General features: G+C 71.2%; 18 protein-coding genes and 1 riboswitch. Of the genes, 6 read left to right on the top strand and 12 right to left on the bottom strand.

The window, feature by feature from the left end:
* Position 1: 1 nt before the first annotated feature.
* The 8 genes from ACFY8O_RS27905 to ACFY8O_RS27870 form a co-directional block, all read right to left on the bottom strand.
* Entirely contained in the window at positions 2 to 1,321 is a 1,320-nt protein-coding gene (locus tag ACFY8O_RS27905; protein WP_387907045.1) for a family 2 encapsulin nanocompartment cargo protein terpene cyclase, read from the bottom strand.
* 107 nt (positions 1,322 to 1,428) lie between these two features.
* Positions 1,429 to 2,841, bottom strand: coding sequence for a family 2B encapsulin nanocompartment shell protein (locus ACFY8O_RS27900; protein WP_387907042.1), 1,413 nt, complete (start codon positions 2,839 to 2,841; stop codon positions 1,429 to 1,431).
* A 504-nt stretch (positions 2,842 to 3,345) separates the two neighbouring features.
* A complete protein-coding gene (locus tag ACFY8O_RS27895) occupies positions 3,346 to 4,218 on the bottom strand; it encodes an SDR family oxidoreductase (protein ID WP_387907038.1) in 873 nt (290 codons plus the stop codon).
* Between the two features lie 151 nt (positions 4,219 to 4,369).
* Complete coding sequence (locus ACFY8O_RS27890; RefSeq protein WP_387907035.1) at positions 4,370 to 6,007, bottom strand: phytoene desaturase family protein; 1,638 nt, start codon at positions 6,005 to 6,007, stop codon at positions 4,370 to 4,372.
* Between the two features lie 215 nt (positions 6,008 to 6,222).
* Entirely contained in the window at positions 6,223 to 7,095 is an 873-nt protein-coding gene (locus ACFY8O_RS27885) for an energy-coupling factor ABC transporter ATP-binding protein (protein WP_387907033.1), read from the bottom strand.
* Positions 7,092 to 7,841: a cobalt ECF transporter T component CbiQ gene (gene cbiQ / locus ACFY8O_RS27880; RefSeq protein ID WP_387907030.1), complete on the bottom strand. Its 750-nt coding sequence runs from the start codon at positions 7,839 to 7,841 to the stop codon at positions 7,092 to 7,094. The genes ACFY8O_RS27885 and cbiQ overlap by 4 nt, the downstream gene beginning before the upstream one ends.
* Before the next feature lie 6 nt (positions 7,842 to 7,847).
* Positions 7,848 to 8,216 carry an energy-coupling factor ABC transporter substrate-binding protein gene (locus ACFY8O_RS27875; RefSeq protein WP_387907027.1) on the bottom strand — a complete coding sequence of 123 codons (369 nt, stop codon included), beginning with the start codon at positions 8,214 to 8,216 and terminating at the stop codon, positions 7,848 to 7,850.
* Positions 8,216 to 8,923: an energy-coupling factor ABC transporter permease gene (locus tag ACFY8O_RS27870; RefSeq protein ID WP_145810287.1), complete on the bottom strand. Its 708-nt coding sequence runs from the start codon at positions 8,921 to 8,923 to the stop codon at positions 8,216 to 8,218. The genes ACFY8O_RS27875 and ACFY8O_RS27870 overlap by 1 nt, the downstream gene beginning before the upstream one ends.
* A gap of 30 nt (positions 8,924 to 8,953) precedes the next feature.
* Positions 8,954 to 9,136: riboswitch (cobalamin riboswitch) on the bottom strand.
* A 319-nt stretch (positions 9,137 to 9,455) separates the two neighbouring features.
* On the opposite strand from ACFY8O_RS27870, the gene ACFY8O_RS27865 reads away from it, so the two are divergent.
* Both ACFY8O_RS27865 and ACFY8O_RS27860 read left to right on the top strand, forming a co-directional pair.
* A complete protein-coding gene (locus ACFY8O_RS27865) occupies positions 9,456 to 9,533 on the top strand; it encodes a 50S ribosomal protein bL37 (protein WP_374104540.1) in 78 nt (25 codons plus the stop codon).
* Positions 9,534 to 9,681: 148 nt separating this feature from the next.
* Complete coding sequence (locus tag ACFY8O_RS27860) at positions 9,682 to 10,587, top strand: S41 family peptidase (protein ID WP_387907023.1); 906 nt, start codon at positions 9,682 to 9,684, stop codon at positions 10,585 to 10,587.
* A gap of 398 nt (positions 10,588 to 10,985) precedes the next feature.
* Here the strand turns inward: ACFY8O_RS27860 and ACFY8O_RS27855 are convergent, their stop codons facing one another.
* Positions 10,986 to 11,381, bottom strand: a complete 396-nt coding sequence (locus ACFY8O_RS27855; RefSeq protein WP_387907021.1) for a cupin domain-containing protein — start codon at positions 11,379 to 11,381, stop codon at positions 10,986 to 10,988.
* 52 nt (positions 11,382 to 11,433) lie between these two features.
* Here ACFY8O_RS27855 and ACFY8O_RS27850 point away from each other — a divergent pair, with 52 nt between their 5' ends.
* The gene (locus tag ACFY8O_RS27850; protein WP_387907018.1) at positions 11,434 to 12,426 is read left to right on the top strand and encodes a GlxA family transcriptional regulator; all 993 of its coding nucleotides are present in this window, start codon (positions 11,434 to 11,436) and stop codon (positions 12,424 to 12,426) included.
* Between the two features lie 290 nt (positions 12,427 to 12,716).
* Here ACFY8O_RS27850 and ACFY8O_RS27845 read toward each other — a convergent pair whose 3' ends face one another.
* On the bottom strand, positions 12,717 to 13,424 hold the full coding sequence (locus ACFY8O_RS27845) for a DUF2470 domain-containing protein (RefSeq protein WP_387907015.1): 708 nt from the start codon (positions 13,422 to 13,424) through the stop codon (positions 12,717 to 12,719).
* Between the two features lie 203 nt (positions 13,425 to 13,627).
* Between ACFY8O_RS27845 and ACFY8O_RS27840 the strand changes: the two genes are divergently transcribed.
* Entirely contained in the window at positions 13,628 to 13,981 is a 354-nt protein-coding gene (locus ACFY8O_RS27840) for a VOC family protein (protein ID WP_145810276.1), read from the top strand.
* Between the two features lie 98 nt (positions 13,982 to 14,079).
* Positions 14,080 to 15,639 carry an SMI1/KNR4 family protein gene (locus ACFY8O_RS27835; protein WP_387907011.1) on the top strand — a complete coding sequence of 520 codons (1,560 nt, stop codon included), beginning with the start codon at positions 14,080 to 14,082 and terminating at the stop codon, positions 15,637 to 15,639.
* 36 nt (positions 15,640 to 15,675) lie between these two features.
* Here ACFY8O_RS27835 and ACFY8O_RS27830 read toward each other — a convergent pair whose 3' ends face one another.
* Together ACFY8O_RS27830 and ACFY8O_RS27825 are read right to left on the bottom strand one after the other, a co-directional pair.
* Positions 15,676 to 20,052, bottom strand: a complete 4,377-nt coding sequence (locus ACFY8O_RS27830; protein WP_387907008.1) for a caspase, EACC1-associated type — start codon at positions 20,050 to 20,052, stop codon at positions 15,676 to 15,678.
* Positions 20,049 to 20,426 carry an effector-associated constant component EACC1 gene (locus tag ACFY8O_RS27825; protein ID WP_387907006.1) on the bottom strand — a complete coding sequence of 126 codons (378 nt, stop codon included), beginning with the start codon at positions 20,424 to 20,426 and terminating at the stop codon, positions 20,049 to 20,051. The genes ACFY8O_RS27830 and ACFY8O_RS27825 overlap by 4 nt, the downstream gene beginning before the upstream one ends.
* Positions 20,427 to 20,624: 198 nt before the next feature.
* Between ACFY8O_RS27825 and ACFY8O_RS27820 the strand changes: the two genes are divergently transcribed.
* The gene (locus ACFY8O_RS27820) at positions 20,625 to 22,430 is read left to right on the top strand and encodes a hypothetical protein (RefSeq protein ID WP_387907004.1); all 1,806 of its coding nucleotides are present in this window, start codon (positions 20,625 to 20,627) and stop codon (positions 22,428 to 22,430) included.
* Positions 22,431 to 22,476 lie beyond the last annotated feature (46 nt).

The raw sequence follows: 22,476 nt of genomic DNA, 5'->3' as shown, positions 1-22,476 counted from the left end.
CTTACCAGAAATCCGGCAGGCTGTAGCGATAGGTGTTGGACTGGTGCCAGTGGTGGTTGCCGTCGACCCAGGCGGCCACGCCCCGCAGGAAGCGCTGCACGCTCGGGACGGGGCAGGACTCGGCCAGGGCGGAGGCTTCCCTCTCGAAGTCGCGCATGAGGTCGTTGTGGACCTCCACCGACTTCAGGTACGCCTCCCGGTCGGAGAGGCCCTCCCGTTCGGCGATCACCACGGGCAGGTTCAGGTGCTGCCCGGGCGAGTCGAGTTCCTTGGTGTACGAGTACAGGTCGTTCACGATGGTCGTCGCGTTCCCCGCGAGAGCGATGACCCTCTGCATGGCCTGGCGGGCGTGCAGATCCGCCGGCAGTTCGTATCCGCCGACCGTGTCGGTGATCGTCGGGCAGGGGCGGAAGTTGTTGAACTGGCGCATGGCCAGGTACTCCCAGACCTCGGGGACGTGGTCCAGCTGCGCCCAGGCCGCCTCGGCGAGGTACCCCAGGTGCAGCCGGGCCATGTCGTGCCGGAGCCGGTCCGCCTGGGAAGGACTGGCGGCCTGGACGAAGTACGTCATCGCGGAGCGATAGGCGCGCCGGGGCGCGTCCGCGTGCAAGGACTTCGCCCAGGAGGGCTGGTACTCCTTCGTCGTGTGCAGCGGGTCGAGGGCCGTGTGCGCCAGCAGGAGCCGTTCGCCCAGACCGACGGGCGAGCCCCCGTGGTCCTCGCAGTAGCAGTCGTCCACCGCGTTCTCGGCGACCATCAGCCGGGTGGCCAGCATCAGATGGTCGACGGTGGGCGCGTCGGGATGACAGGCGACCATGTACCGGCCCACGGAGAAGCCGTCGAACTGCTCCTCCCAGTCGTCGGGGTACAGGGAGACCTCGTCCAGGGCCCAGGACTTGATCCGTCGGCTGACCTCCTCGACCCGCACCGGGTCGGGCTCGGGCACGGGGTGGTGGTATAGGCCCGGCACTGGCCTGCCTCCCGACGTGTCCGCCGAGGGGGAGGACGCCGGGGACGAGTACGCAGCGGGGTCCTCGCGCAGGATCAGGCGCAGGCCGGCCGTGCCCAGACCGCTCGGGCCGCGCAGGATCCGATCGAGGTCGGGTGCCGGTGCGGGCGCCCCGGCGGCCGTGGCGCCGGGGGGAGGCGGTGCGGGTGCGGAGGCCGAGGGCGGTGTGGGTACCGCCGGTGTGCGGTGCGGGCTGCCAGGGACGGCCTCGGCACCGAAGGTGCGGGCCGCCGCGGCGAGTACGTGCATCCCGAAGTGGGAGGCGGCCCCGGGCACACTCGACTGTGGCGGTGGCAGCTCGGGCACGGGCATGCGTGACTCCTTGATGGTGGGGGGCTGTCCCGACGCTCCGGGCACGGGCGACCGCCCCGGGGCGGTCGCGGGGTCGTCGCGGAGGTTCGTGCCCCGGGCCGGGCCCGTTACCTGGGCCAGTGGGCGATCTGCACGTTCTCCAGCACGCCGACCGCGTCCGGCACGAGGATGGCGGCGGAGTAGTACGTGCTGACGAGGTAGGACGTGATGGCCTTCTCGTCCAGGCCCATGAAGCGGACGGACAGCCCCGGTTCGTACTCGTCCGGCAGCCCGGTCTGGCGCAGACCGATGACGCCCTGGTTCTCCTCACCCGTACGCATGGCGAGGATCGAGCTGGTCTTCTCCTTCGTGACGGGGATCTTGCTGCACGGCAGGATCGGGACCCCGCGCCAGGCCGGGACCTGCTGCCCGCCCAGGTCGACGTGGTCCGGGTAGACACCACGGGCGTTGAAGCCGCGCCCGATCGCCGCGATGGTCCGGGGGTGGGCGAGGAAGAACTTGGTGCCGCGGCGCCGGCAGAGCAGTTCGTCCATGTCGTCCGGGGTCGGCGGTCCGGAGTGCGGCTGGATGCGCTGCTTGAAGTCGGCGTTGTGGAGCAGACCGAACTCCCGGTTGTTGATCAGCTCGTGCTCCTGGCGCTCGCGCAGCGCCTCGATCGTGAGCCTGAGCTGTTCCTTGGTCTGATCCATCGGCCCGTTGTAGAGGTCCGCGACCCGCGTGTGCACCCGCAGAATGGTCTGGGCGACCGAGAGTTCGTACTCGCGCGGCTTCAGCTCGTAGTCGACGAACGCGCCGGGCAGTTCGTGCTCGCCCCTGTGGCCGGCGGACATCGCGATCTCCGCCTCGCCGCGATGGTTCTGCCGCTGCTGGGACAGCGTGGAGAACGCGTCGACGTGGGTCCGGAGGGTCGGGGCCGTGGAGAGCACCGCCGCGAAGTCGGACCGGGACAGCGTGAGCAGCGTGCCCGAGGTCTCGGCGGTGGCGGTGTGGTCCCACCGGGAGTCCTCGTCCAGCAGGGTGTTCTCACCGAAGTGGTCGCCGTCGGCGATCACGTCCAGGGCCACCGCGTCACCGTAACTGCCCACGGAGGTGCGGTTGACGCGGCCGTGGGCGATCAGGTGGAGTTTGTCCGCGGGCGCCCCACGCTCGACCAGCGTCTCGCCGGCGCGGAAGTCGTGCTGGACGCACCGGTCGGCGAGGGCGGTCAGCACGTCCACGTCGTCGAAGCCGCGCAGCAGGGCCAGTTCACCGAGCTCGCGGGGGATCACCCGGACCTGGGCGCCGTCCTGGACGAACTCCACGGTCCCGTCGCCGACGGTGTACGTCAGCCGACGGTTCACCCGGTAGGCCCCGCCCTGGGTCTCCACCCAGGGCAGCATGCGCAGCAGCCAGCGGGAGGTGATCTCCTGCATCTGCGGGGCGGACTTGGCCGTGGTGGCGAGATTGCGGGCGGCCGCCGTGCTCAGGCTGGATTGCCGGGGTGGCTCCGGTCGTACGTCCTGGCTCGAGCCAACAGTCATCGGGCACGCTCTCCTTGGTCAGGGCGGTGACAAGCGAACATGGGCACCATCGGGCAAAGGGATGGATAAGGGGCAGACGGACGGGAACCCGTCCAGATCGAGGTGAACACTAATGGCCCATTCGGCCCCCGCACCAAGGAAAGTTGCCGACATTAACTCGATACGATGATCGCGTCCGCCTGATGTTTGTCCGGGTACCGGATGGATTCAGCCGCGGCAGCAGGCCTGTCGGCGGTATCCGGCCGTCCGGTGCCGCGGGGGAGTACATGGAGGGGCTGACCCCACCCCGGCGACGGCGTCCGTCACCGGGTCCGTGCGCGCCGGCATCGAGGTCGCACAGAGCGCGTCCAAGGACGCAAGGACCTCTCCGCGTACGGCTTCGAGGACCGCACCCGGATCAAGCACGTCATGACGTCGCTCCGATGTCCCTGAGCACGGCCGCCGTTCGCCCGGCGGCCGTGCTCAGGCACCCCGTTACGTGCCGCGCGGTTCGTCCGGCCCTGCTCAGGTGTCCCGGCCCGAAACCGCTGCCGCCCTGCCGCCCGCCCCCAGGAGGCCGGTCGAGGTGAACTCCGAGCGCATCAGCTCCTGCCGGGCGACCCGGGCGACCACACCCGGCAGGAGCGCGCGCACGGCCTGCACCCCGCGCAGCCACCCCGGTACGTACACCGTGGGGGCGCGCCGCTCGACGGCGCCGACCAGCACGTCGGCCACCTGTCCGACCGGGTACACCTTCCGCGCCGGAGGCGGCATGTGGGCCCGCAGCTCCCGCAGCACGGCGTACCGGTCGGCGTCGCGGATCATGTCCGTGTCGGTCCAGTTCAGGTACGCCGTTCCCACGCCCACCCCACTGGGGGCCAGCTCGGCGCGCAGGGAGTGCGCGAAGAACTCCACACCCGCCTTGGACGCGCAGTACGCGCTCATCAGCGGGGCCGCGCCGATCGACGCCAGCGAGGCGATCTGCAGGTAGTAACCGTGGGTGTCGAGCAGTTGGGGGAGGAACGTCCGCGCCGTCACGGCACTGCCGATCAGGTTGACCTCGATCACGCGGCGCCAGGTGGCTGGGTCCGAGTCGGCGAAGGGACCGCCGTCCGCCACCCCGGCGTTGGCCACCACGACCGACGCGGGGCCCAGCCGGCGGCGTACCTCCGACGCCACCCGCGCCATCGCGGCGTCGTCCGTCACGTCCACGTGCCAGTGACGGGCCTCGGTGGGGAGCCCGGCGGCCACCTCGGCCAGCGCCTCCTCCTCCAGCCCTAGCAGGGCCACGCGGGCACCGCGTGCGGCCAGCCGTGCGGCGACGGCCGCCCCCACCCCGCGGGCGGCGCCCGTCACCACGGCTGTGCGGTCTCGCAGAACGTGCTTGTCAGCGCCCACAGGAACTCCCTGGCACATCGGATCGGTCGGAGACCGGGACGGCCGGAAACGGTGCCGGACTCCCGTCGGCGCACATGCTTCCGCCCCGGCAGGGCCGACGCCTGCGGGACGGGGCGCTCGGGTGACCCGTGGCCCGCGTCCCGGAAGGACATCACCCGGGAACGGAGGCGTCCGAACCGCCCCGGCCCCGACGGTTCAGCAGCCGCTGGGCGCCGGTCAGCACCGCGGTGGTGCCCCGCGTGGACCGGATCGCCGCACGGGCCGCGTTGGCACCCGGGGCGCCGTGTACGCCGCCCCCCGGATGCGCGGAGGCGGAAGCCAGATACAGCCCCCTCACCGGCGTCTCCGGACGGCCGGTGCCGGGAACCGGCCGGAAGACCAGCTGCTGGTGCAGCGAAGCCGTGCCCCCGTTGATCGCACCGTTGTGCAGATTGCCGTCGGCGGCCTCCAGCGCGGGGGGTGACAGGATCCGGCGGGCGCGGACACGGCTGCGGAAGCCCGGGGCGTGGCGTTCCACCTGCTCTTCCACCCGGTCCGCCATCCTCTCGCACTCCGCCTGGTCCCACCTGCCGGACAGACCGTCCGGGCCGGCGTCCCCCTTCACCGTGTGCGGCACATGGGTGTAGGCCCACGCCGACTCCGTGCCCAGCGGTGAGCGGGTGGTGTCCGCGGTGGTCATCTGCCCCACGAGGAGGAACGGACGGTCGGGGACCAGGCCCTGGGCGATCTGGGCGGCGAAGCGGGTGAGGCCGTCCACCCCGTCCGCGAGATGGACGGTGCCGGCGGAGGCCGCAGGCCGGGCGTTCCACGGGACGGGTCCGCTCAGCGCCCAGTCGATCTTGAAGGTGGCGAAGTCCCACTGGAAACGCCGCATGTCGTCGATGAGCCCGGGCGGCAGATGCTCCGGGGCGACCAGTGACCCGTACAGAGCAGGGGCCGACACATCGGCCAGCACCGCTCTGCGGGCGGGCACCGCGTCCCCTGGCTCCGTGCGGACCCCCACGGCACGACCGCGCCGTACGACGACCTCGGTCACCCGCTGTCCGCACCGCAGGGTGCCCCCGCGCCCCCGCAACCGCCGCACCAGCGCGGCGGTGAGGGCGCCGGCCCCACCCACCGGTACGGGAAAACCGTGAGCCTGGCCGAGCATGGACATCAGCCAGCCGTACCCGCCGCTGCCGGCGGCCTCGGGCGCCAGGTCGGCGTGCAGGGCGTTGCCGGCCAGCAGCAGCCGCCCTCCCTCGCCCGTGAACTCCTCCTCCCCGAGCCTGCGCACCGGGAGGAGGAGGCTGCGGGCCAGTCTCAGCCCGCCCGCCGCCCTCAGCCGCGCCGCCAGCATGCCTCCCGCGAGGACCGGCGGGAAGGGCGAGAACAGGGCGCGGACGATGTCGTCACCCAGCCGGTCCCAGATGCGGCAGAGCTCCAGCCAGTTCTGCCCGTCACCGGACGCGAAGCCGTCGAGCCCCGTGGCGGTCACCGCCCGGTCACGGTCCAGCACGGCACAGCGGCCGTCGGGCAAGGGGTGCGCGAGCACCTGAGGGGCGTGGCTCCAGCGGAGCCCCTCCCGCTCCAGGTGCAGCCCGGACAGCACCGGAGAGGCGGCGGCCAGCGGGTAGAACGAGCTGAACATGTCGCTGACGTACTCGGGGTGCACCCCGCGGTCGCTGCGTACCGCGCCGCCCGGCTCGTCCTGCGCCTCCAGGACCTCCACGGTCCAGCCGGCGTCGGCGAGCACATTGGCCGCGACCAGGCCGTTGGGCCCGCTTCCGATCACCACGGCGTCGGCCACGGCGCCTCCCTCCGGCCGGTGCGGCGGCGCCCGCACGGAGGGACGAGGGGCTGACGGGCGGCCATGGGTTCTCCTCACGTCGTCTGCCGGAGGTTCTTCCGTGTGCTGCGCTGCCGGCTGCGCCGGCCTCTCCACCCGCAATTACAACCCGTATCGGCCGGTCGCGCCGCCCGGCACCGCCGCGCACACGTTCCGCCGGGGGCAGCCGTCGCCCGTCAGCCGTCGGTGGCCGCCCGCTCGGAGGCGGTGGAGACGGGGGAGGCGACGAACGCGGCGAGCTCCTCGGCGGTGCGAGGGCCGGGCACCGTGGCGTCCAGCAGCCCGTGGGAGCGCAGCAGCCGGGCACCGGCGATGCCCCACGGCAGCCGCAGGCCCGCCTCCCGCAGGACGTCCGTGCGGGCCAGCACCGCGTCCGCCGGCCCGGAACGGACACCGGCGGGAGTCAGGATCGCGCAGTCGTCGGCCCAGCGCAGCGCCAGATCGACATCGTGGGTCGCCATCACCACGGTGGTGCCGCTCGCGCGGAGCGCGCCGAGCGTGACGAGCAGCCGTTCCTGGCCGTCGGGATCGAGCCCGGCGGTCGGTTCGTCGAGGATCAGCACGCGAGGGCGCATCGCCACCGCCCCCGCGATGGCGGTCCGTTTGCGCTGTCCGTAGGAGAGCTGATGGGTGGGCCGGTCGGCCAGCGCGGTGATGTCGAGCGCGGCGAGCGCCTCGGCCACCCTGTGCCGCACCTGACCGTCGGGCAGGCCCAGGTTCAGGGGCCCGAACGAGACGTCCTGCGCCACCGAGGCGGCGAACAACTGGTCGTCCGGGTCCTGCACCACCAGTTGCACGGTCGTGCGCAGCCGTGTCAGCCCCTTGCGGTCGTACGTCACCGGGGTGCCGGCGACCGTCAGCCGGCCCTCGCGCGGGCGTAGTCCGCCGCTGAGGAGCCGCATCAGGGTGGTCTTTCCGCTGCCGTTGCGGCCGAGCAGCGCGAGCGCACGGCCTTCCCGCGCCTCGAAGTCGAGGCCGCTGAGCACAGGCGGGCCGTCCTCGTAGGCGAAGGACGCGCCCCGCAGGGAGAGCAGTGGTGAATCGCTCATGGGAGCGGCCTTTCCAGTGCGAAGGTCAGGACGGTGAGCGCCGCGAGCAGGGCGCCGCTCACGGCCACGAAGCGGGGGGAGACGCGCGCCTCGGGCACGAGGACACGCAAGGTGCCGTCGTATCCACGCCCGGCCAGCCCCGCCTGGAGCTTCGCCGCCCGGTCGAAGGCCCTGACGAAGGCGGTCGCTCCGAGCCCGGCCAGGGACCGCCAGGCGGCGGCCCGCGTGGTGTGCCCGAGCCGGGCGGCCTGGGCCTCCCGTATCCGGCGCATCGAGTCGAGGAGCAGGAAACTCATGCGGTACGTCACCAGGGCGACGTCCACCACGGGCGCGGGGACCCCCGCCCGGACCAGGCGGGGCAGCAGGTCGGACATCGGGGTGGTGAAGGCGAACAGCAGGACGCCGAGCGAGGCGGCCGAGGTCCGCAGCAGCAGTTCCGCCGCGCGGGCAGGCCCCCCGGTCGCCGGGGCGACGAAGCCCTCCGGGCCTCCGACCTGCACGAGGAGTGTCGCTGCCCCGGTGACGCAGAAGCCCAGGGGTACCCGGTAGGCGCGCCACAGCCGCAGCGCGGGCACGCCCGCCGGGCCCAGGAGTGCGGTGAGCGCGGTGACCAGGACGAGGGCGGCGCCGGGCCAGGGCGGCAGCGAGACCGCCAGTGCGGTGAGTCCGAGACCGAGCACGGCCTTGTCCAGGGGATGGCGGCGGCGCCAGCGACTGCTGTGCGCCGCCGCGTCGATCGGCAGCATGTGTGCTCAGGTCCCCTGGGCCGTGGACTCCCCGGCGCCGCTCGCGTCGCGGTCGGTGTCGAGCTGTGCTCCGGCGTGCAGTTCGCCCTGCCGGCGCCCGCGCCGCAGACCGAAGTAGTAGGCGAGCACCCCCGCCCCCAGAGCGGCCTGGAGGGCGAACAGCGCGGACTCGATCTCACCGGACGGCGGTTCGTAGAGCGGGGAGAACCAGGGCTCGTAGTCGGGGTCGATCTCGGTGATCGCCGTCTCGGCCTGGGCGTCGGCGCCCGTGAAGGGTTCCTCCTCGTCGTCCCCGAGGCCGAGGGCCAGGGGCAGGACGGCCAGGGCGGCCACGACGAGCAGCAGCAGGCCGTTGATCTTCGTGTTGCCGGTCATCAGGCCACCGCCTCGGTCTCGGGCCTGCGGGTCCTGTCCGCCTTGCCGGAGAGGAAGACGCCGAGCCTGGTGAGCTCGCCCTTGCTGGACTGCACCAGAAGACGCATCACCAGCACGGTGAGCAGCCCTTCGCTGACGGCGAGCGGCAGCTGGGTGACCGCGAAGATGGAGCCGAACTTGCCGAGAGCGCCCAGGAATCCGCTGCCCGGGTCCGGGAAGGCCAGTGCCAGCTGCACGCTGGTGACGCAGTAGGTGGACAGGTCCGCGACGAACGCGGCGCAGAACACCGCGACCATCAGCCGGACGCCGAACCGGCGCAGCAGCCGGTAGAGCGCGTATCCGGCCCAGGGGCCGACGATCGCCATCGAGAAGACGTTGGCGCCGAGCGTGGTCAGGCCACCGTGTGCCAGCAACAGGGCCTGGAACAGCAGGGTGATGGTGCCCAGGACCGCCATGATCGGTGGGCGGAACAGAACGGCACCCAGTCCGGTGCCGGTCGGGTGCGAACAACTGCCCGTCACCGAGGGCAGCTTCAGGGCGGAGAGGACGAACGTGAAGGCTCCGGCGGCTCCGAGGAGCAAGGTGCTCTCGGGATGTTCCCTGACTTCACGGGTGAGTGAACGGACTCCGTGGACGACGAACGGCGCGGACGCGACACCCCAGGCGATCGCGTGCGCCGGGGGGAGGAAACCCTCGGCTATGTGCATGGCTCAGCAGACCCTCTCCAGCACCTCGTGGATGGTTGAAGCGCCTTGGCCGGTCTCCTGGCTTACGGGTGACACCGCCCGTGCTCCGCCTTCCCGGGTCCCGAGGACCCAGTGGCTGCCCGTGAGGGCCGGAGCCGGACTTCCCGATCACAGTGGCGAGGGCCGCACCGGCATCACACCGATTTCCCGTTCACCAAGGCGTGGCGACACTAGTGCCAGGCCGGGGACGGTGACAAGCGGGCCCCGCCCGTACCTGCGAACGAGTGGCAGGTGCGAAGTGAGGGGCGCCTGCGCCCGGCTCCCGCGCCCCGGCACCGCTGGAACCCGTGTGCGGAGCGGGCCCCGGCGCCGTACGGCGGTGCGGGTCCCGGGCATCAGGCGCGCGAGTGCGTCGTCACGCGCTGTGATGATCACCACTCGTTCGGGTCGGCCCGGTGTGTTTGCCGTCCTGTCGGTGGGTAAGGGGCACTGTGGTCGCCGGAGCCGACAATCCGGCGGATAGAACGCAAAAGCTACAGATGAGGAGGGATCGATGTCCTCGAAACGACGTCGCAAGAAGAGGGCCCGCCGCAAGAACGGCGCGAACCACGGCAGCCGTCCGCAGAGCTGAGAGCGGTCGCCGACGTACCGGGGGGTGGCATGCGCCGCCCCCCGGACGCGTTTCCAGGTCTGGGGGCGGTAGTCCCGGCAGGACGGGGAGAGCGGGGACGCTTTACACGTATGGACGCCTTCGCGAGCGCGGTGATCTACTGCGTGCCATGACGACTGTGACGAAGGTTCAGCCCGGCCGTGTCATCGACGAGACGGTCCGGCTCCTGACCGAGCACTACGTCTTCCCCGACACGGCAGGGCAGCTCGCCGAGCTGCTGAAACGACGCCACGCCGAGGGTGCCTACGCTGTGGACGACGCCGAGGAGCTCGCCCGTCTGGTCACCGCGGACCTGCGGTCCGTCAACGGCGACCAGCACCTGAGCCTGCAATATCACGCCGGCCAGGTGCCCGAGAAGCAGGGAGCGGCGGTCCTGGAGTCCATCCGCGGAGACTTCGACACCTCGCTGGGCGGAGTGCCGCGCGTGGAACTGCTCGACGGCGGGGTCGCCCTCCTGGAACTGGCACCGATGTTGTTTCCGCTGGATTGGTCCGCCGAACCCCTGGCCGCCGCGCTCGCCTTGGCCTCCCGTGCCCAAGCGCTGATCGTGGACCTCCGGGCCAACCGGGGTGGCGACCCGGACGCGGTGGCCTTCATCTGCAGCTACCTGCTGGACGAGCGCACCCATCTCAACTCCATGTACTGGCGGGACGGCGACCGCACGGAGCAGTCCTGGAGCCAGCCGCACGTCCCCGGCGCCCGCTTCGGTGGCAGCAAGCCGGTGTATGTGCTGACCAGCAACCACACCTTCTCCGCTGCCGAGGAGCTGGCATACGACCTCCAGCAGCTCGGCCGCGCGGTGGTCGTCGGCGAGCGCACCCGTGGCGGAGCGCACCCCCGGGAGGGCTGGACGGTGCACCCACATCTGGAAGCCTCGATCCCGATCGGCCGCGCCGTCAACCCCGTCTCCGGCACGAACTGGGAGGGCACGGGTGTACAGCCGGACATCGCCTGCGATGCCTCCGGCGCACTGGATCGCGCGCATTCTCTCGCCCGCGCCCAGCTGGAGGACTGACGCTCCGGAGCACCTGCGCGCAGCGCTCCCTGCTCACTCGCCGTCGGCCGACTCGGCCCGCAAGAGGCCCGGGCTCCGTCGGCCGACGCCGCAAGACGACAGCCTCAGCATGCTCCCGCTCCACGACACGACGCACTGGGGCCTGTTCGGCCCGCGGTGGAGCCGGGGCGTGTCGGGCTGTCGCGTCGGGGTCCGCGAGGGGATCTCGCCCACGTCTCGCCGTTCGTGCGTCACCGCCCAGCGACATGCCCGGAAGGCCTTCCTGACGACCGTCCGGCCTGTCCTGGCGGAAGGGGGCTTCCGCGCGATCCGGCCACCCCGAGGATCGAGCCCGCGTCGCCCTCGCCGGGCCACCGACGCTCGTCGCCGACCCGGCGGCCGGCTGGAAGCCTGTCAGGTCAGGTGGTGAGGGCGTGCCCGGTCGTCGCGTCGACGTGCGCGGGGATCTCGTCGTGGCGATCACCGACAGTCGGTGTCCCGGTGGGCTCGAACATGAGGATGGCGGCGCCGGACGGGGCGTAGGGCCTGTGCTCCGTGCCCCGGGGGACGGTGAAGACAGCGCCCCGCGGGAGCAGGACCGTCCGCTCGCCGCCGGGCTCGCGCAGGGAGATGTGCAGCTCGCCGTCGAGCACCAGGAAGAACTCGTCGGTGTCGTCGTGGACGTGCCAGATGTGCTCGCCCTCGACCTTGGCGACGCGGACGTCGTAGTCGTTGACGCGTGTGACGATGCGAGGGCTCCAGAGGGCGTCGAAGGAGGCCAGAGCCGTGCTGAGGGCGATGGGTTCGTTGCTCATGGGCCCATCCTGAGCCGTTTCGTGTGGCCGCCGTGAGTGCTAGGAATTGCACATGACAGAAGAATCCTCGCACGCGGCTCATGGGGCGGGCGTACACCGGGTCGTCGTGATCGTGGACGAGAACTCGAATCCCTTCGAGCTCGGCTGTGCGACCGAGATCTTCGGCCTGCGCAGACCGGAGATCGGCCGTGATCTCTACGACTTCCGGCTCTGTTCCCCCGAGCCCCGCACCCTGATGAGAGACGGTTTCTTCACGCTCACGGGAGTCGCCGGCCTGGAAGCGGCCGATGCGGCGGACACCTTGATCGTCCCCAACCGCCCGGACGTGGAAGTGCCCCGCCGCCCCGTCGTGCTCGATGCCGTCCGGCGGGCGCACGCGCGCGGTGCGCGCCTGGTCGGCTTCTGCAGTGGTGCTTTCACCCTGGCCGAGGCCGGTGTCCTCGACGGGCGCCGGGCCACCGCGCACTGGCAGTGGGCGGACTCCTTCCGCGCCCGCTTCCCCTCCGTCCAGCTCGAATCGGACGTCCTGTTCGTGGATGACGGTGACATCCTGACCGCGGCGGGGAGCGCGGCTGCGCTCGACCTCGGGTTGCACGTGGTGCGCCGCGACCACGGTGCGGAGGTCGCCAACTCCGTGAGCCGGCGCCTGGTCTTCGCGGCACACCGGGACGGCGGGCAGCGGCAGTTCGTTGAGCGCCCCATGCCCGACCTGCCGGACGAGTCCCTGGCGCCTGTCCTGGCCTGGGCTCAGGAGCGGTTGGACGCACCGCTCACCGTCTCGGGCCTCGCGGCACGCGCGGCGGTCAGTCCGGCGACTCTGCATCGCCGCTTCCGGGCGCAACTGGGCACGACGCCGCTGGCGTGGCTCACAGGGCAGCGCCTTGCTCTGGCGTGCCGGCTGATCGAGCGAGGTGAGTCCCGGTTCGAGGTGGTCGCGCGACGCAGCGGGCTGGGCACCGCGGCGAATCTGCGCATGCTGATGCGTCGCACGACCGGCATCACGCCGTCGGCGTACAGGCGCCGGTTCGGGTCGGCGACGATCTGACTGCGGGTGGACGGGCCCCTTCCGGACAGCTCGGTCCACCGGGCTGAGCCAGCGCGGACGTCCTGCTGCCTCGGGGACCGGGAAGTCAGCAAGGCGTACGGGCGGCGGCTACGGCCGAATCGAGCCGGGCAGGCGGTGCCCCCGCGTCGCGTGGACCGCCGGGAGATCGGGTCAATCGTGGGCGCAGAGCGGACGACCGCCCGCGCGCAGCCCCGGTCGGCAGTGGGTGTCCTCGCGTGGGGTGACCTTGACCCGGCGCCCCGGGCACGGCCGCTTCCCGGGGCGCCGGGTCAGGCCAGCAGGTGGTTGCGGCGGGAGGCGCGGCGGGCGGCGGCCAGCAGGGCATGGATCTGGGGTCCGGCCTGGTCGATCCGGGACACGGCCTTCGCGAACGGCAGGCGCGCGTCGCGGTGGGTGCCGGGGTACTCCAGGCGCAGTGTCACGCCGTAACGGTCCATGGCCAGCGGCAGTACGCGCACGACGCCCTTCTCCGGCTGCGGCTGCACGAGGCGCAGGAGCAGGGGGACGAGCTCTCCGTGCTCGTCCACGAGGTGGGTCAGCATGCCCGCCTCCACGGTGGCGATCGGGTCGGGCTCGGTCTCCTGCAGAGCGTCCAGCGTGACGAAGGTCCGCCCCTGGTGGTCCTCCAGGACGGCCTGGCCGAACTCCATGCAGGTGCTGTCCGCGGTCTCGGTGCTGTACGGGGCCGAGAGCAGCCCGGTCACGGTGACACGGGCGCGCATGCGGTCCCGCACGGGAGTGGGGGCGATGTCGGTGAACTCCAACCGGACGGGGATGCGCGGACCGGTCCGGTCGGGGCCTGCCTCGGAGGGTTCGTGCAGGTGGATGTGGCCCATCGCGCCGGTGCCGTCGAGGCGGTGGATCTCGATCGGATCGAGCCCGTCGCTGACGACCGTCATGGAGTGGGCCGCCATCAGGACGGACAGCACGCGTTCGGCGGGGGTCGGCTGCGTGACACGGGAGTTGAAAGGACGCATCCACGTTCTCCAGGGGCGGGGGTGAACAGACCTCATGGTTGTAACTTAGGTTTGCCTAACCTAACTCATTGTTCGCTGCCGGGGTAGCGCGGTCCTCGGATCCGTGAGTAGTTTCGGGGGCGGTGCGGTCCGGGACGGCCGGGCGCACGGAGGGGGTACGGCGTTCGACCGACCGCCGTAGACACGGCAAGGAGTGCGGAATCGTGGCGAACCGCTGGGCCGGAGTGACGGTCGACTGCGTCGACGTGGAGCGCGTCTCGCGTTTCTGGAGTGCGCTTCTGGACCGGCCGCAGGGTCCGTCCATGCCGGGCTGGGTCTATCTCGGCGAGATCGGGGACCCGCAGCCACGCCTGGTCTTCCAGCCCGTCCCCGAACCGAAGCGGGGCAAGGCGCGGCTGCACCTGGACGTCGTGGTCGACGACGCCGAGCAGGGCACGGCCCAGGTCGTCGCCCTCGGCGGCCGGTTCACCGGTGAGCGCCACGAGTACGACGAGGGCGTGGTCCTGGTGATGGCCGATCCTGAGGGGAACGAGTTCTGCATCACCCAGTTCTACTGACGCCGGCCCCAGGCCCTTGGAGGAGCAGGGGTGTTGGTGCCGGTGTCAGTGGCTGCTGCCAGGATGGCCCCCTCGTCACACAGAGGGAGTACCAGGACATGGTTGAGCAGGCTGCCCGCCGTATGGCCGAGGAGATCGTGAGGTTCGCGCCGGGCGGCTGGACCAGGGCACTGCTCTCGGGCCACGCGGGCGACGGTGGCAGCGGGATGACGGGCGGTTACACGGTCTCCGGCGGACACGGCTCCCCGGACTTTCCCGAGCTGCACCCGCTGCTGGAGCAACTGGCCGAGGCCGTACACGCCGAGCGGGGCTGGGAGCGGATCAGATGGGAGATGGACTGCCGGAACACCGGCGCCTACACCCTCGTCACCTTCACGGAGGAGATCGGCCGCATCCTCGAACCAGCAGGCGGCTACCAGATCGAACTGGACCCCTCCTACCGGCTGCCCCAGGCCGGCATGCGTCAGGAGGCGGGCACGGCGGCCCCGGCCGGAGATCCGGACCTGGCCACGGCGACGTTCCGCACGTACCTGGAGCGGCGCGCCGCCGTCCTCGGGCACCAGGAGGAGCTCCCCCCGCCCGTCACCGCCGCCCAACTCGACGACGCCGAGCGCCGCATCGGCCACCCGCTCCCCGCCGACCTGCGCGCGCTGTACCTGTCGGCGGACGGGGACGGCATCGGCTACCGGCACCGCCTGCTGATCGAGAACAACGCCTGGCTGTCCTTGGAGAGCCTGGTCGCCGAGTACACCGAGGAGCAGGAGTGGGGCACCCGCCCCTGGTACGGATGGGACCTCGAATGGGACGCGGTGGTCTTCGACGGCACCCCGCCCGACACCGTTCGCCGCTGTGGAGGCCATCCCGGCTGGATCCGCTTCGCCACCTCCGAGGACGGCAACTACCTCGCCGTCGACATGGCTCCCGCCCGCGACGGGCGCCCCGGGCAGGTCATCGCCACCGGCCGTGACTACGACGAGGGCCCCGTGTACGTCGCCGACTCCCTCACCTCCCTGCTCCAGCGGCACGTGGAACTGCTGGAGCAGGGCAGCTACGAGGTGTACGACGGCCACATCTCCCTGAGCCGGGAAGACGAGGATCCCGGCGAGGTGCAGATCATCGGCCAGATACCCGCCGAGGTCCCGCCCAGCCTCCAGGCCATCCACATCAACAACGCCACCGGCCCCGTCGACCTGGCTCCGCTCACCGCCGCACCCCGCCTGCGCCGTCTGCATCTCAACCGCTCCGTGGCAGCCGATCTTGCGCCCGTGCGAGAGCTGCCCGTCGAGTCGCTGCGCATCGCCCTCGACGGGGGCGACCTCACGCCCCTGGAGGCCCACCCCCACCTGTCGTCACTCGCGCTCGACACCACCGCCCCGACCGACCTCTCACCGCTCCTCACCGTCCCCAACCTGCGCGGTCTCGACCTCTCGGGCTGTGAGGCCGTCGACCTGACCGTCCTCGTGAACCTCCCGGGCCTGCGCTACCTCGCGCTCGACCGGCAGCAGTGGGCAGCCCTGCTCGACCACGGCAAGGTTCCGCCCGTACTCGCCGCGGCCCGCCTGGCCGGCGCGGACGTCACCTACGAGGACGCCTTGGCCCTGGCCGCCCGTCTGGGCCTGGCCACCGACGGTGCGCTCCGGGTGGCGGGGAGGCTCTGAGGGGAGTGGCGCGGCCTGGCCCTGTCGGTCCGGCCGCTACGTAATCGACGGTGGGAGGGCGGGGGACTGGGGGCTCAGGGTGACGAAGTCCCGCAGCCTGAAGCCGAGCTCGAGCAGCCGTGTGGCGACTGTGTGAGGAGTCAGCTTCAGGGTATGGGCGGCCAGTGAGATGTGAAACAGCGGAACCGGCTCGCGGTGGTCGAGCCAGGGGGCCACAGCGTCGAGATCGCGGCTGAGGATGTGCAGGTCGCTCGGTTCGAGGGGTGGCAGGCGAGTGTTTGGAAGAACGTAGCCGAACCTGGTCAACCGGGAGGCGATCTGTTCGGGCGTACATCCGGTGATTGATGAGGCCATGGCGATGTGGCTGGGAGATACCGCTGCGTCGATGTTCAGCCAGGGTGATCGTCCGTTGCAGTTGACACTGATAATGCGTAGGTCATTCGCTTCGTCCTGGGGTACCGGAGTGCTGGGTGTGCGTAGACCGAGTTCGGACAGGTGACCGGCGAGGTGATCCGTGGACCAGCCCATCTGAGCAGCGGTCTGGATGATGTGGGCCGGGCTGACGGTCCTGTCCGGACTCAGCCACGGAGCCTCCCCGTTGTGGTTCTCACTTAGAAGGCGGAAATCTTCAGGTGTCAGTGACGGCATTGCCGCGACGGGAACCCGAAACCCGAGTTCGGCCAGCCGAGCGCTTACCTGCTCGGGGGACCGCTTCGTCTTGGTGACCGCCTGGGCGATGTGAGCAACGCTGACCGTGCTCTCCGGGCTGAGCCAGGGGGCCGCGGCATCCAGATCGCGGCTGAGGAGCACCAGGTCCTCGTCATCCTCCACCGGCATGGGATCGACGAGCGTGCGGTAGCCGAGCTCGGTCAAGCGTCTTGTGACGTCGGCAGGGCTGTGACCGGTCCGCCGGGCCGTTTGGATGATACGCACCGGGTCGACAGGCATAGCTGAGTCGATCCAGGGGGCTGAACCGCCCCCGAAGGCCTCGCTGATGATGCGAAGATCGCCGTCCTCGACCTCGGGGAGAGGGGTGGCGGGTGCGGGCAGGCCAAGATCCTTCAGCCGGAAGGCGACGTCCTCAGGAGAGCGCCCTGTCCTGCGGGCAGCCTGGGCGATGAGTCCGATGCTGATCGTCGAGGTGTGGGAGAAGACCGATCCCGCCCAGGACAGTTGCCCCCTGCCCGCCCATTCGGGCATGAGGAGGTAAATGTCGGAGGGTATGGGAAGCACCTTCGACGAGGATGGTGCCGCGGCGAACCCTGGGAAGTAGCCGGCGTCCGTAAGAGCTTCTTCCCTGAAATCGCCCACGCTCGGGTTGTCCAGAGCGGGCGACCAGGGGTCCCCGGCTTCGGAAGAGTGGTCCAGGAGTTCGTCCTCCGCGAAGTACCCAGATTTGGTGATGTCGATCTCTCGACCCGCGAGCCGCCAGGGCGCGAAACCCATGCCCACTGCTTCGGCGAAGATCTCGTCAGCGATCGCAGCGCTCTCTTGGAGCACCCGAGCGAGCCACGCGTGCTGGAACACGGCGTCCTTCGCCGCGAGCAGGGTGGGGATCTCCTGGCGTATGAGCCGTTCGATCTCGACCGTGTCGGGGTCGATGATCCTGCGCCGGTCCACCGTCAGACGCGGGGTATGGGCGCCCGACAGGTTCACCACCGCTCCGAATCGGTGCTCGCCGGCCCACAGACCGTCGGCGAGCACCGCGCCGCCGGTGTTGCACCACCAGACGGCGAGGTTCGTACCGGCGAGCGTGACCACTTCTTCCTCCCGCACGCTGTGCGGGGAGTGGGGATCGTCCGAACCGAGCGGGGCCTCCTCGCCGAGACGGTTCGCCTCCCAGGTCAGCGTCCGCCCCTGGGCGTCCGCAGCCGTCACGTCGAATTCGGACACCCACAGGATGCGACGCAACACGTCGACGCAGGAGCCGACCTCCTGCGACCGGAGCCTGAGCCGGACACTGGTGTAGGCCTCGGTGCAGCGCTCCAGGCGTTGGATCCTGAAGAGGGAGCCCGGTCCGGCGATCTCGACCCTGAGGTGTTCGCCCGGCAGCCCGTCCGGTGTGAGACGGCAGGTCGTGACGGTGATGTCGTCCGCCAGCATGAAGTAGCTCAGGACCCCCACGCCGAACTGGCTGTTGGGATGCATGACGATGTCGTGGTCCTGCCATCGTGCCCGCTCCTCGATGTACTCCGGCAGGTCCGCGAACCGCATACCGGCGTGCGAGAACACGTCACGGAGCTCGACCTCCCCCATACCGATGCCGTTGTCACGGCATTCCAGGTAGGGGCCCGCCTTGTCGACTCCCTGGCTGAAGGTGATGTGGCCTTTGTACAGGGCCACCTGCGAGCCGGTGGCACGCAGGTAGCGGGTGCGCGCATCTCGGTACCGGCAGGCGTCCAGGGCATTCTGGTACAACTCACGTATCGCGAGGGCGGGGTCTCCGTACAGCTCCTCGCCCATCAGCAGTTCCTGGATGCGGTCGTCCGCGAGACGGAAACGCAGTTCGGTGGACTCATACGCCAGTCGCCCGCTCTCCTCGACAGCGGGCGTCACACGCTCGGCGGTGACGTGCAACGGCAGATTGCGCAGCAGCGCCGGCCGCTGCTCGTCCCCTGTGCTGATGTCGATGCTGGCCAGCAGAGTGTCGAGCGCCGCCGCGTGCTGGCGCAGCCCGAGGTCGACCGCGAGGTGGCCGCAGGTGGCGGTGAGGACCCTGGTCCGCCCGCTCGACTCCCAGCGGACATCGGCCAGCGTGTCGTGCAGGCCTGGGAGATCTACGGCGTATCCGATGCCGATGTGGTCGACGACCACGTCGGACAGGGTGATCGGGTCGATGGCGAAGAGATGTGCGATACGCAGCAGTTCGGCGAGCTGGTGGACGCGGACCCGCTGCGCGGTCTCCGCCACGCCCACACTGCGGGGGCCGACGGCGGCCTCCTCGGGCCTGCCGGGGAGCTGGGGTGCGCGCAGGAGCTGGGCCAGCAACCGCGGTTCCAGTACGTCCTCGACGAGCCGCTTCTCCCTCGGCGACCGCTTTCCCAGCGGGACCGCGAGGTGGTCCAGCAGGGTCTCGACCGAGGCGGGCTCATAGAGCCGGACCTGCCGTACCAGCCAGCGGTGGAAGAGCCACCAGCCGATGGCGTCGGAGGAGGCGCCGTCGCTGTTCCGCAGGGCGCGGCGCATCAACCGGGGCTGCCCCCGCAGGAAGGCCTCGTAACTCCTCCGACCCGGGGACGTGCTCTCCACATCGGTGAGGTCGGTCGGAGCGATAGCGCTGTAACGGCTCGCGTTGTACATCCAGAAGGCGGCATGCAGATAGGGGTGGGTGACAAGGAGGAAAACCTCGGCGGCGGAGAGTTCGAGCTCCTCCGGGCGTGCGCTGCTGTCGAGGAGCAGGCTGTCGGTCCACTCGGCCACCCGGTCGGCGTACGACAGGGAGTTCCAGGGGTCACCGGAACAGGCCGCACCGTCCCGCGTCGTCGCGGCGGCGGCCCGTGCGGCGAGGGCGGTGGCCGTGTCCCGCAGCAGGGACAGCCCACGCTTGTCGGCCACGTAATTCCACAGCGGGTGGTCGCGTGCAGCGGTCACCCATTCGTGGTCCTCTGCCTGGTCCTCGGTGCCATAGCCGGAGCCGCCCTCCGGGGGGCCGGCGTACGCGCGGTTGCGGGCGAGCACGATCTGATGGCCGAGGTCGCGGGTGCTCATCCTGGGCTGGGGGACCCGGATGCCCTCCACCGACCGCCCGTGCAGCCTTGTGTTCAGGGCGTTGAAGACATCGGTCATGGTGAGGTCGGGGAGGTGCTCACCCTGACGCCCGCCCGTCAGCTCGCCCCGGAGGCCGTCGCTCAGCAGAGCGGTCAGCTCGAGGGTGAAGACGCTTCCCTCGGGCAGGCAGAGGGAGCGCTCCGTGTCTGCGGCGGAGGTCAGGACGCAGGCGCCCGTGATCTCCATGTCCAGTTGCGTCGGGGTCTGTTCGTCCGACATCGGCAGGGCCCGGCCACTGAAGCAGCAGTCGATGACGACCACTTTCCGCTGTGCCCGCGACCCCGCCACGAGGTCACGGATGTCGCTGTACTTGACCGAGTGGTACGGCCGCCGGCCACTGGAGTTCTGGGTGGCGAGGAAGAACGAGCGGTCGCCGCCGCCGAAGTGCCCGTGTCCCGCGTAGTAGAACAGTAGGAGATCCGTGGCCTCCTCGGCCGCGTCGTGCAAGGTGTCGAGCAGCTGCTGCTGCGTGCCGTCGGGCGGTACGACCGTGCAGTCCTGCTCCGCGAGGCCACCGACGTCGTCGCTGGTGAGGAGCGACCGCAGCGCGGGAATGTTGTGCTGGACACCGCTGAGCTGCGTCAGCTGGCCGAAGGCGTGGACTCCGAACAGGACCGCTCTGGACCGGCCGGGAGCGGAGGTCATCCGTCGGATCCCGTGGCGGGAGTGTCGTGCAGGCGGCGCAGCAGATCGGCCAGTTCCTCGGACGAGAGATGACCGATGTCGACGCTGACGTCACCGTGGACGAGGCGCCGGCCGCCCGGCCCCTCGCCGTCGGCACGCGCCGGGGACTCATCCTGCTTCACGGAGCGCCAGGTCGCGTAGGCGAGAGCGAAGTTCGCGAGGTCCACCCCGTTGCCGAGGATCACATCCACGGCTTCGAGTACGTTCATGGTGGGGCCGCCGCCACCGCCGACGGGTGCGACCCGCACCCGAGCGGTGCCGGGGTCGGCCGCCAGCCAGTCCTGGAGGTCGAGGAGCGACTCCTCGTCGCCGTCCGCCGGAATGCGAAACCTCATACCCCACCGTCCCCGTGTGTGTAAGTGCGTGAGTCGCCGTGAGCATAGCCATCGCGGAGTTGTGCGGTGACCGAATCCTGCCAAAACGCGATGAGCGCGACGGAGGGCCGGGGCGCGCCCCCGGCGACCCCACGCGCTCTTGTGCGGAACCGGTGCTCGGGCCGAAGGTACGTGCAGGCAGGGTGAAGGGGGAGCACCGTGAACGGGCAGCCGCGTAAGGAATCTCAACGGGATCCGGTTGAGGAGATCGACAAGATCCACGAGACCGTGCGGGACCGCGCTACCCAATTGGAAGCCCTGACCCAGCGGTTCACCGAGTTGTCGCGGAAGCACGGGGAGCTCGACGCGCGGACGGCTTCCCTCTCGGGAACGGTCCGTTCCGTGGGTGCGCGGACGGACTCGCTGGAGAGCCGCCTCGACGAGGTGCGCTCCGACCTCGATCGGGTGACCGGCGACGTCGCCGGCCTCCTCGAGCAGTACGCGCGCGACCAGGCGGTCCTCACGGCGCGCTTCGAGCTCAGCCGGGTCACCGAGGAGTGGCGTGAAACCTTCGGCGGGCGCCGCCGGATACGCGACCTGGCCCGTCGGCTGGTCCGGCGCGTCACCCCTGAGTCGGTTCGGCAGGGCTCGATCGACACCGCTGACATCGACCGGTCCGTGCGCGAACACCTGCTCCAGGATCCCGGCTTCTGGCTCGCCCACGCCATGATCGCGGTCTCCGCGCGTCTGGCGGGGAACGACGAGTTCGAACGCGTGGCCGCACGGCAGGCACAGGAGCTGGCACCCGGCAGGACACCTCTCTTCCTCGCCCTCGTCGCAGCGAAGTCGGGTGATCACGCACGGGCCGGCGACCGGATGGACGAGTACCTCCGGGAGGCCGACCCGGACCGACTCGGCGGGGACTTCCTCGCCGTGCTCGACGCCACGGCGGCCATGGAGCTGGGCGAGCGGGCTCGCACCCACGTCCGCGCGGCCCTGGAACGCTGGGCCGCCGACGCGGCGGGCCTCCACGCCGCGTCGGGAGCAGGCGGAGGACGGTGGCGAGCGCGACTGGAGGGCCTTCCGACGCCTCCGGGCGACGCGTACGCCCCCTTCGACCGGGCGTGCGCCCAGTGGTCCGAACTCCGGCGAGGACTGCAACTCGCCGACGTCACCCAGGCCACCCTGGCGCACCTGCGCAAGGAGTTTCCGCCTCGCGCCGCCGAACCGGAGGCCACGGGGCACAGGACCCCCTACGCGGAGGCAGCCGTCGACCGCCTCATCGACCACATGGACCCGGACGAGGCCGCGATGCACGCGGCGATGGGGCGGTGGAACCACTACATCGCGCACGATGCCGACGAGGAAGCCGCCCGGCGGGAGCATGACCGGCTTCTCGACGCGGACGCGGACGTCATGGACGTCGCCACCCTCCTCGACCACGCTGTCTTCCGGCCGAGCCTGATCGCTCTCGGGGACGACGCGCGGCGGCTCGTGCTCGGCACGGTGCTGGACGACATCCGCACCACGGCCGAGGAACTGGCGCAGCGGTCAAGTCGGTTGAGGCCCCGGACGGTCACGGTCGCGATCGAGGGATGGAGCGCCGAGCTGCCGGCCGCCCTCGCCGTCCCCGTCGACGCGCGGGGCCTCGCGGACGAGCTGACCGCCGAGCTGCGTACCCGTGCCGAGACCGAGGCCGGTGCCGTACGGCCCCGTCAGCCGCGCCGGATCGGCGGCGTGACGGGCGGGGCCGCAGCTCTCGTCCTCGCACTCTTCCTCCTGGACGGTGCGCTGGTGTGGCTCGGCATGGTCCTCGGATCCGCCGCCGTGGTGTGGGGGTTGCTGGACATCGCCCGTGTCCCCGCCGAACGCCGGAGGGCCCTTGCCGCGGGCACCGCGCGCAGTGCCCGCGCCCAGCAGGAACTGGGGCTGGTGCTGGACCGGCGCATCCGCTTCTTCGCCGACTGGGACAGCCGCCTCGCCCTCCGGGCCGCCCTTCGGGACTGGAGCCCGGACAGCCGCTGACGGGGGCCCTGGGGGTCGCCGCCACTGCGGGCCGCCGCGTCCGCTG

This window comes from Streptomyces argenteolus (assembly GCF_042902585.1).
Lineage (GTDB): Bacteria > Actinomycetota > Actinomycetes > Streptomycetales > Streptomycetaceae > Streptomyces > Streptomyces argenteolus.
The sequence above is the reverse complement of the archived record's forward strand: the minus strand, read 5'-3'. Positions and strand labels throughout refer to the sequence as shown.